We start from the raw sequence: 9,037 nt of genomic DNA on the forward strand, positions 1-9,037 counted from the left end.
CATGGCGTTGCTCTATGCGCAGGCAGGCAGCCTGAGCTTTGCAGCCCTGGGGCAGACCCTGGCCGAGAGCCCGGCTCACCATCCGCTGCTGATGGGCGGTTTGGGGCTGATGCTGGTCGGCTTTGCCTTTAAACTCTCCCTGGCCCCCTTCCACCTCTGGACCCCGGATGTCTACGAAGGTGCTCCGGCACCGGTCGCCACCTTCCTCGCAACCGTCAGCAAGGTGGCGGTCTTTGCCGTGCTGCTGCGCTTCTATCTGGCGGTACCGGCGGCGAGCGATCCCATGATCCACTGGCTGCTGGCAGCCATGGCGGTCATCTCCATCCTGGTCGGCAACCTGCTGGCCCTGGTGCAGACCAACGTCAAACGGATGCTGGGTTACTCCTCCATCTCCCACTTCGGTTACCTGCTGGCGGTGATCGTGGCGAGCCGATTCGGCCAGATGCCGGTGGAAGCAGCCGGGGTCTACCTGCTGATGTATCTCTTCACCAGCCTGGGTGCCTTTGGGGTGGTGAGCATGATGTCGAGCCCCTATCGCGGCAAGGATGCCGACTCCCTGCACAGCTATCGTGGTCTGTTCTGGAAGCGCCCCTATCTGACTGCCGTACTGACGGTGATGATGTTGTCACTCGCGGGCATCCCGATGACCCTCGGCTTTATCGGCAAGTTCTACCTCATCGGCGTCACCGTCGAGGCGCAGCTCTGGTGGCTCTCCGGTGCCATCGTGCTCGGTAGCGCACTGGGTCTCTACTACTACCTCAAGGTGATGGTGACCCTCTATCTGCGCGAACCGGGTATGCAGCAGCGCGATGCCAGCGCCGACTGGGCACTCTCCTCCGGTGGTGTGGTAGTGCTGCTCTCTGCAGCGCTGGTTGTGTTGCTGGGGCTCTATCCCCAGCCGGTCATCAGCCTGGTACAAGGGTTTCAGCACGTAGTCTTGCAGTAACCTTCACAGACGTTCCCCCGCACCATTACCCGCAAAACCGGCAGCCTTGGCTGCCGGTTTTCTATTTGCAGCCCGACAGCATCGCGCACTCCGCGAGCCAGCAAATGACAGATAAGTCAGCTAGGGTGATGCCCATCATGGTTTTTGCCATACAACCAGAACCGGGCAGGATCGTCATACCCTCTTGAATCTCTTGCTGATATATTGGTCACATTCTGGAATGGAGTTCAGATTGATGCAGCAACACTATGTTTGCCAATTTAACCCGACAGAACTGGCCGCCACGCTGGCACCCTTGCAAGGAGGCAAGCTGACCATACTGCTGGCCGAACAGGATTGCGCGCAGGTCCCCCTGTTGCAGCAGTTGTGCCGCGACTTCAACATTGCCCTGGATGGCGCCATCTTCCCCCAGCTGATCGGTGCGCAAGTATTGTTGCCGCAAGGGGCCTGGCTACTGCCCAGAGCCAACCCCTATCACGCCACACTGCTGCCCCTGACACCGCAGGCCAGCGCAGCATCCCTTGCCCACCTGATTGCGGAACAGGTGGAGAGCATTCTGGCCATCTGGCCAACCCCTTCGCCGCCACCAACCCTTTTTCTGACCTTCGACAACCTCATTCCCAATATCGCCTCCATTCTGGATGCGCTTTATCTGCAGCTGGCCAATCGCGTCAACTATGCCGGCGCCAACGCAGGCAGCGGCAGCTTCACCCCCCTTGCCTGCCTGTTCGACAATCAACGGCAACTTGCCTACGGGGTCACCTGCACGCTGCTGCCCAGCAACAGCTTTCCCTTTCTGGAACATGGTTATCAACTCTCGGCACAACCAATGCTGGCCACCAGCAGTGAAGCGAACAAGATTGCCTACATCGACTGGCAACCGGCCTTTCAAAAATATCAGGGGCTTATCCGCCAGCAATTCCAGCACACTATTGTGCGCGAGGAGCTCTACCGTTTCGTGGTGCACATGCCACTGAGCCTGCTGCGGGCCAACGGGGATGTGATTGTCAGGATCCCCGTCGAGGCAAACGATGACGGCGCCCTGCTCTGCGCCGGCGAGGTCGCGGAGCACAGCATCCTCACTCTGCTGAAGGCGCCAGAGAGTGCCACCGAACATGCCTGCTCACTGGCCAGGCGCCTTAACAAGCAACAAACCCTCACCCGGGCACACTTGCTGGAGGTCTACTACTGCGCAGGACGCCAGCTGCACTTCGACCAGCAGACGGTGACCGAGCTGCGCACCCTGCTGACCCACTCGGGGGCCGGCGATCTGGCAGGAGCCCTCTCCCTTGGCGAAATTGGCAGCGTGCGCCATGGGGATTACCCCCAATTTCATAACGGCGCCATTCTCTGTAACGGGGCAGTGATATGAACAACGACCACGCCATGGCCATCGTCTGCGATCTGGCGCTCTGCATCGGGCGTGAAGTCACGCTGGATGCGCTGCTCACCAAGGTACTGCAACGTTTCATGCATCACTGCGCCACGCCGGTTGGCGCGGTATTGCAGCAACAACGAGAGGGATACAAGCTGCTCAAGGTGATCGGCGACGAGCAGTTGCGTCAGCACACCGGCACCACCCTGACCCTGCCCGGGTGGGTCAGCGAGGAGGAGCACTGCCTGCTGCAACAGACGCTCCCCCTGCCGGGCAGCCGCCCCTACCAATTTGCCTATCGGCTCAAGGTTGAAGGGGGTTATCTCATCTTGCTGCTCGCCCCCCAGCCACATCAGCAGATCGTACCGGTCTGCCATCTGTTCAGCCCGGTGCTCGGCAACCTGGCCCGCGCCATTTCCCTGTGCAAGGACAGCGAGCAGCTCGCCCTGCGTCAGCAGGCCGAACTGAAGGATCTGAAACACTTCAACGAATCCCTGCTCAAGGCCATCCCGATCCCGGTGTTCTACAAAGATATCGAAGGGCGATTTCTGGGCTGCAACCAGGCCTTCAATCAGGTGATCGGCATCGGCAAGGAGGCGCTGCTGGGTCGACGGGTCGAGGAGCTGCTGCCAGTCGGGCTTGCCGAGGCCTACAGCATGCGAGAAGCCGAGTTGCTGCGAAGTCGCCAGCCCCAGTGCATCGAACAGCAGTTGCATGATCGCAATGGCATGCGCTATCAGGTCATCTGTTTCAAGGATCTCTTCTATGACCATCAAGGGATGGTTGCCGGCATCATCGGCACTCTGGTCGACATCACCCGCCTCAAGGAGAGCGAACACCACCAGCGTGAGCTGCTGTTCCAGACCATCAGTGCCCTCGCCAGCGCCATCAGCCACAAGGATCGCAACAGTGCGGGCCATGAGCTGAGGGTGCGCGATTTGGCACTGGCCATCGGGCAGGCCATGCAACTGCGGCAAGAGCGGCTGGATGCGCTGGGACTGGCGGCCATGGTGCACAATATTGGCCTGCTGCAGATCCCCACCGAGATCATCACCCGCCCCCGTGAATTGCGGCCGGTGGAGTTCGAACTGATCAAGCAGCACCCCCAGGCCGGCCACGATATTCTCAAACAGATCGACTTCCCCTGGCCCATCGCCACCATAGTGCTGCATCACCACGAAAACCTCGATGGCAGCGGCTATCCACAGGGGCTGGCGGGCAACGCCATTACCCTGGAGGCGCGCATTATCCGGGTGGCCGACTCGCTGATCGCCATGACCTCCCATCGCCCGTTCCGCCGGGCCATGCCCCTGAGTGACGCCTTTGCCGAACTGACCCGCTATGCCGGGATCCATTACGATGAAAAAGTGGTCAACAGCTGTATCGTGCTCTGGCAGACCGGCTACCACTTCGGTTCTCCCATCAGTCAACTCGCAGACAAGGCGGGATAAGATGTCAGAACTCCTCACCTCCTGTGCACTCCCCCACCCACTGACCGATGCGCTCCCCTCCTCGGCGCTGTTGCTAACCCAAGTGATGGATCAGCTTCCCTATCGGGTGCTGCTCAAAGACACCCGATTCAGCTACATCGCGGGCAACCGCCTGCTGGCGGCGGATCTCGCCCTCTCACCAGAGGCACTGGTGGGCAAGAATGACTGCGACTTCTTTCCCCCCGAACTGGTACAACGCTATCGGGAGGATGACGCCCGAGTCATGCGCGAGGGGATACACCAGCACATCGAAGAGCCCTATCTGAAGGGGGGAGAAGCCCGCTGGCTCAGCACCACCAAGTTTCCCCTGCGTGATGAGGCGGGGGTCATCGTGGGGGTCGGCGTCTTCTTCGAGGACATTACCGAGCAGAAATGGCAGCAGGAGAAACTGCAACAGTACAGCTGGACCCAGCAGGCGATCAGCCGCGCCCACCACGCCCTGCTCAAACCGGGCGATGAGCCGCAACTGCTGCAGGATATCTGCGATGCCATCGCCGTCGATGACCGTTTTCCGCTGGTGGCAGTGCTGCAAGGCCAGCCCGAACTCGCCCACCCGCCGAGGATCGTGGCGCAGGCAGGCAGTGCCGATGCCTCGGAACAAACGCTGTGGTTGAACGATGAGGCCCTCACCCAGGCCATCCTCCACCAGCGGCGCCTCAATCAGGTGATCTTCCACGAGCGGCCCCATACCGGCCGCCACCCGTTGCGCTCCCGCCTGCTTATCCCCTTGCCACTGCAGGAGGATCAGGCCGGTGCGCTGATCATTCACAGCGACCAGCCGCGGTTGTTCAGCCAGGAGGAGGAGCAGCTCTTCATCCAGCTGACCGACTACCTCACCTATGGCCTGCAGGCGCGCCATACCCAGCAGGCTTATCTGCGCTCGCAACAGGAGAAGATCTTCCATGCCCGCCAGCTGGAGCTGGCACTGGAAGATGCGCTGGGTGCCATCGCCGCCGTGCTGGAGCAGCGCGATCCCTATACCGCTGGCCATCAGAAACATGTGGCCAAGCTGGCCCAAGCCATCGGCCGGGAGCTCAGGCTGGAAGAGAAGCGGCTGCGGGGGATCTATCTGGGCGCCATGGTGCACGATATCGGCAAGATCCAGGTACCGGCTGAAATTCTCACCAAACCGGAACGCCTCACGCCACTGGAGTTCGAGCTGGTCAAGGAACACCCCGCCATCGGCTATCTGGTGCTCAAGGATATCGACTTCCCCTGGCCCATCGCCCGGATGATCCACCAGCACCACGAGTATCTCGATGGCTCCGGCTATCCGCTGGGACTCAAGGGGGATGAGATCCTGCTGGAGGCCCGCATCCTCACCGTCGCCGATATCGTCGAATCCATGTCCTCGGATCGCCCCTATCGCGCCGCCCTCGGCATTCCCCAGGCCAGGGAGCAGATCATCCAGATGCGCGGCCATCAGCTCGATGCGGATGTGGTGGATGCCTGTCTGCGGATCCTCGACCGGGGAGACTTTATCCCCCAACCGCTCGGCAAGCCGTAACGACACGGATAAAAAACCGGCCAATTGGCCGGTTTCTGTTTTTATGCGCTGGTGCTGTCTCTATTAACCCAGACGAACCCGGGCGTTGCGGAACATCCGCATCCAGGCGCCGTCCTCGCCCCAGTTGTCGGGGTGCCAGGAGTTGGCCACGGTGCGGAACACCCGCTCCGGGTGCGGCATCATGATGGTGGCACGGCCATCGGTGGTGGTCACGGCGGTGATACCATCCGGCGAGCCGTTCGGGTTGGCCGGGTACTGCTCGGTCACGCTGCCGCGGTTGTCGACAAAGCACAGCCCTACCAGACCGCTCTGCTGCAGTGCGTTCAGGTGAGCGGCATCGCGCACCTCGACACGCCCTTCCCCGTGGGAAACGGCAATGGGCATCACCGAGCCTGCCATGCCGGCGAAGAAGGCCGATGGGGACTCCTGCACCTGCACCAGACTGAAGCGGGCCTCGAAGCGCTCGGAGCGGTTGCGCACAAAGCGCGGCCAGAGATCAGCCCCCGGGATGAGATCCCGCAGGTTGGACATCATCTGGCAACCGTTGCAGACACCCAGAGAGAGGGTATCGCCACGCTCGAAGAAGCGCTGGAACTGCTCGCGGGCGTTGTCGTTGAACAGGATGGACTTGGCCCAGCCTTCCCCCGCCCCCAGCACGTCACCGTAGGAGAAGCCGCCACAGGCCACCAGGGTCTGGAACTCCTCCAGCTTGATGCGACCGGAGAGAATGTCGCTCATATGGACATCGACCGCCGCGAAACCGGCACGATCGAACGCCGCCGCCATCTCCACATGGGAGTTGACCCCCTGCTCGCGCAGCACCGCCAGACGGGGGGAGACCCCGCGGGCAATGTAAGGTGCAGCCACATCCTCGGACGGGTTGTAAGTCAGCTTGGCATGCAGACCCGGATCGGTGGCGTCCTGACGGGCCGCGTGCTCACTGTCGGCGCACTCGGGGTTGTCGCGCAGGCGCTGCATCTGCCAGCTGGTCTCGCCCCAGATGGTGCGAAGGGCGGTACGGCTGGCACGATAGACCTCCTGACCGGCCCGTTGCAGGGTGATGAGATCCCCTTCGCGCACGGTACCGAGCACATGGGAGCAGGCTGCCAGACCGTGGCCGGCCAACAGGGTCATCACCGCCTCTTTATCTTCACGACGCACCTGAATGACGACGCCCAGCTCTTCGTTGAACAGCGCCGGCAGCAGCTCGCCGCCAATGCGATCGAGCTGGATGTCGAGGCCGCAGTGGCCGGCAAACGCCATCTCGGTCAAGGTGACGAACAGGCCGCCGTCGGAGCGGTCGTGATAGGCGATCAATTTGCGATCGGCCACCAGCGCCTGAATGGCGTTGAAGAAGCCCTTGAGCTGGACCGGATTGTCGAGATCCGGCGCCTTGTCACCCAGCTGGCGATAGACCTGCGCCAGTGCCGAGGCGCCGAGGCGCTGCTTGCCATTGCCAAGGTCGATGAGGATAAGGTCGGTTTCACCGAGATCGGTACGCAGCTGCGGAGTAACCGTGTTGCGCACATCCTCGACCCGGGCAAAGGCGGAGATGAGCAGGGAGAGCGGCGAGGTAACGCTGTGCTCCTTGCCATCCTGCTGCCAGCGGGTCTTCATGGACATGGAGTCCTTGCCCACCGGAATGGTGATACCAAGAGCCGGGCAGAGCTCCTCGCCCACCGCTTTGACCGCCTCATAGAGACCGGCATCTTCACCCGGATGACCGGCAGCGGCCATCCAGTTGGCGGAGAGCTTGACCCGCTTCAGCGACCCGATATGAGCCGGCGCCAGGTTGGTGAGCGCTTCCGCCACCGCCATACGAGCGGAGGCGGCGTGGGAGAGCAGCGCCACCGGGGTACGCTCGCCCATGGACATGGCTTCGCCGTGATAGCTGTCATAGGTGGCAGCGGTGACGGCGCAATCGGCCACCGGGATCTGCCAGGGGCCAACCATCTGATCGCGATTGACCAAGCCAGTCACGCTGCGATCGCCGATGGTGATAAGGAAGGACTTCTCCGCCACGGTCGGCAGGCGCAGTACCCGCTCAGCCGCGTCACTCAAAGTGATGCCATCGAGCTGGAGCGCTTTGCCCTGTGCTGGGAGGGTCACCACGTCACGGTGCATCTTGGGCGCCTTGCCGAGCAGCACGTCCAGCGGCAGATCGATGGGCTGATTGTCAAAGTGGCTGTCAGAGAGGGTCAGATGCTTCTCTTCGGTCGCGGTGCCGATGACGGCATAGGGTGCGCGCTCACGCTCGCACAGCGCCTTGAACAGCGGCAGCTTGTCCTGCGCTACCGCCAGCACGTAACGCTCCTGGGATTCGTTGCACCAGATCTCCAGCGGGCTCATGCCCGGCTCGTCGCTCTGGATGGCGCGCAGATCGAAACGGCCGCCACGCTCACCGTCGTTGACCAGCTCCGGCATGGCGTTGGAGAGACCGCCCGCCCCCACGTCATGGATAAAGACGATAGGGTTGTCGTCACCCAGCTGCCAGCAGCGATCGATCACCTCCTGGCAACGGCGTTCCATCTCGGGGTTGTCACGCTGCACCGAGGCAAAGTCGAGATCTTCGGCTGACTGGCCGGAAGCCATGGAGGATGCGGCACCGCCACCCAGACCGATGTTCATCGCCGGGCCGCCCAGCACGATCAGCGCCGCGCCGACCGGGATCTCCCCTTTCTGGACATGTTCGGTGCGGATGTTGCCGATGCCGCCCGCCAGCATGATGGGCTTGTGGTAGCCACGCACCTCGACGCCGTTGTGGCTCGGCACCTCCTCTTCGAAGGTACGGAAGTAGCCGAGAATGGCCGGACGGCCGAACTCGTTGTTAAACGCGGCGCCGCCGAGCGGCCCCTCCTGCATGATGTCGAAGGCGCTGACGATGCGGCTCGGCTTGCCGAAATCCTGCTCCCAGGGCTGCTCGAAGCCGGGAATGCGCAGGTTGGAGACGGAGAAACCGACCAGACCCGCCTTGGGCTTGGCACCGCGACCGGTGGCTCCCTCGTCGCGGATTTCGCCGCCGGAGCCGGTGGCTGCGCCCGGGAACGGGGAGATGGCGGTCGGGTGGTTGTGGGTCTCCACCTTCATCAGGATGTCAACCTGTTCCTGGTGATACTGGTATTCGCCGTTGGCCGGGCTCGGGAAGAAGCGGCCCCCCTGGCTCCCTTCCATCACGGCGGCGTTGTCTTTATAGGCAGAGAGGACATGATCCGGCGTCTGCTCGAAGGTGTTCTTGATCATCTTGAACAGCGACTTGGGCTGCTGTTCGCCATCGATGGTCCAGTCGGCATTGAAGATCTTGTGACGGCAGTGTTCGGAGTTCGCCTGGGCGAACATGTAGAGCTCGATGTCGTTGGGGTTGCGACCCAACTTGGTGAAGTTCTCCACCAGATAGTCGATTTCGTCGTCGGCCAGCGCCAGACCGAGCGCCACGTTGGCTTCGGCCAAGGCTGCGCGACCACCGCCCAGCACATCCACCTGGGTGAAGGGGCGCGGCTCGTGGTGAGCAAACAGGGCGGCAGCTTCGCTCATCTCGGCAAACACCACTTCCATCATCCGATCATGGAGCACGGCGGCAATGGCGCTGCGCTGGGCGGCACTCAACTCACCCTGCCCCTTGATGGTCAGGTAATAGGCAATACCACGCTCCAGCCGCTTGACCTGTTTCAGGCCGCAGTTGTGGGCGATGTCGGTTGCTTTGGAAGACCAGGGGGAGATAG

Annotated in this window: 5 protein-coding genes; 4 read left to right on the plus strand and 1 reads right to left on the minus strand. The window is 62.3% G+C overall.

Features of this window, described 5'->3' with window-relative positions:
• The 4 genes from nuoN to DBR30_RS10040 form a co-directional block, all read left to right on the plus strand.
• Positions 1 to 946: NADH-quinone oxidoreductase subunit NuoN (nuoN, locus tag DBR30_RS10025; protein ID WP_258224381.1), on the plus strand; the 946-nt coding region annotated here is incomplete at its 5' end.
• A gap of 235 nt (positions 947 to 1,181) precedes the next feature.
• Complete coding sequence (locus DBR30_RS10030) at positions 1,182 to 2,318, plus strand: FIST C-terminal domain-containing protein (protein ID WP_108541496.1); 1,137 nt, start codon at positions 1,182 to 1,184, stop codon at positions 2,316 to 2,318.
• Positions 2,315 to 3,772 (plus strand): HD-GYP domain-containing protein, encoded by a 1,458-nt coding sequence (locus DBR30_RS10035; RefSeq protein ID WP_108541497.1) that lies wholly within the window; start codon positions 2,315 to 2,317, stop codon positions 3,770 to 3,772. The genes DBR30_RS10030 and DBR30_RS10035 overlap by 4 nt, the downstream gene beginning before the upstream one ends.
• A 1-nt stretch (position 3,773) precedes the next feature.
• Positions 3,774 to 5,318 (plus strand): HD domain-containing phosphohydrolase, encoded by a 1,545-nt coding sequence (locus DBR30_RS10040; protein ID WP_108541498.1) that lies wholly within the window; start codon positions 3,774 to 3,776, stop codon positions 5,316 to 5,318.
• 63 nt (positions 5,319 to 5,381) lie between these two features.
• Here the strand turns inward: DBR30_RS10040 and purL are convergent.
• Positions 5,382 to 9,037 (minus strand): phosphoribosylformylglycinamidine synthase (purL, locus tag DBR30_RS10045; protein ID WP_108588329.1); only part of this gene is annotated, 3,656 nt, incomplete at its 5' end.

This window comes from Aeromonas sp. HMWF017, from assembly GCF_003061465.1.
Taxonomy (GTDB): domain Bacteria; phylum Pseudomonadota; class Gammaproteobacteria; order Enterobacterales; family Aeromonadaceae; genus Aeromonas; species Aeromonas veronii.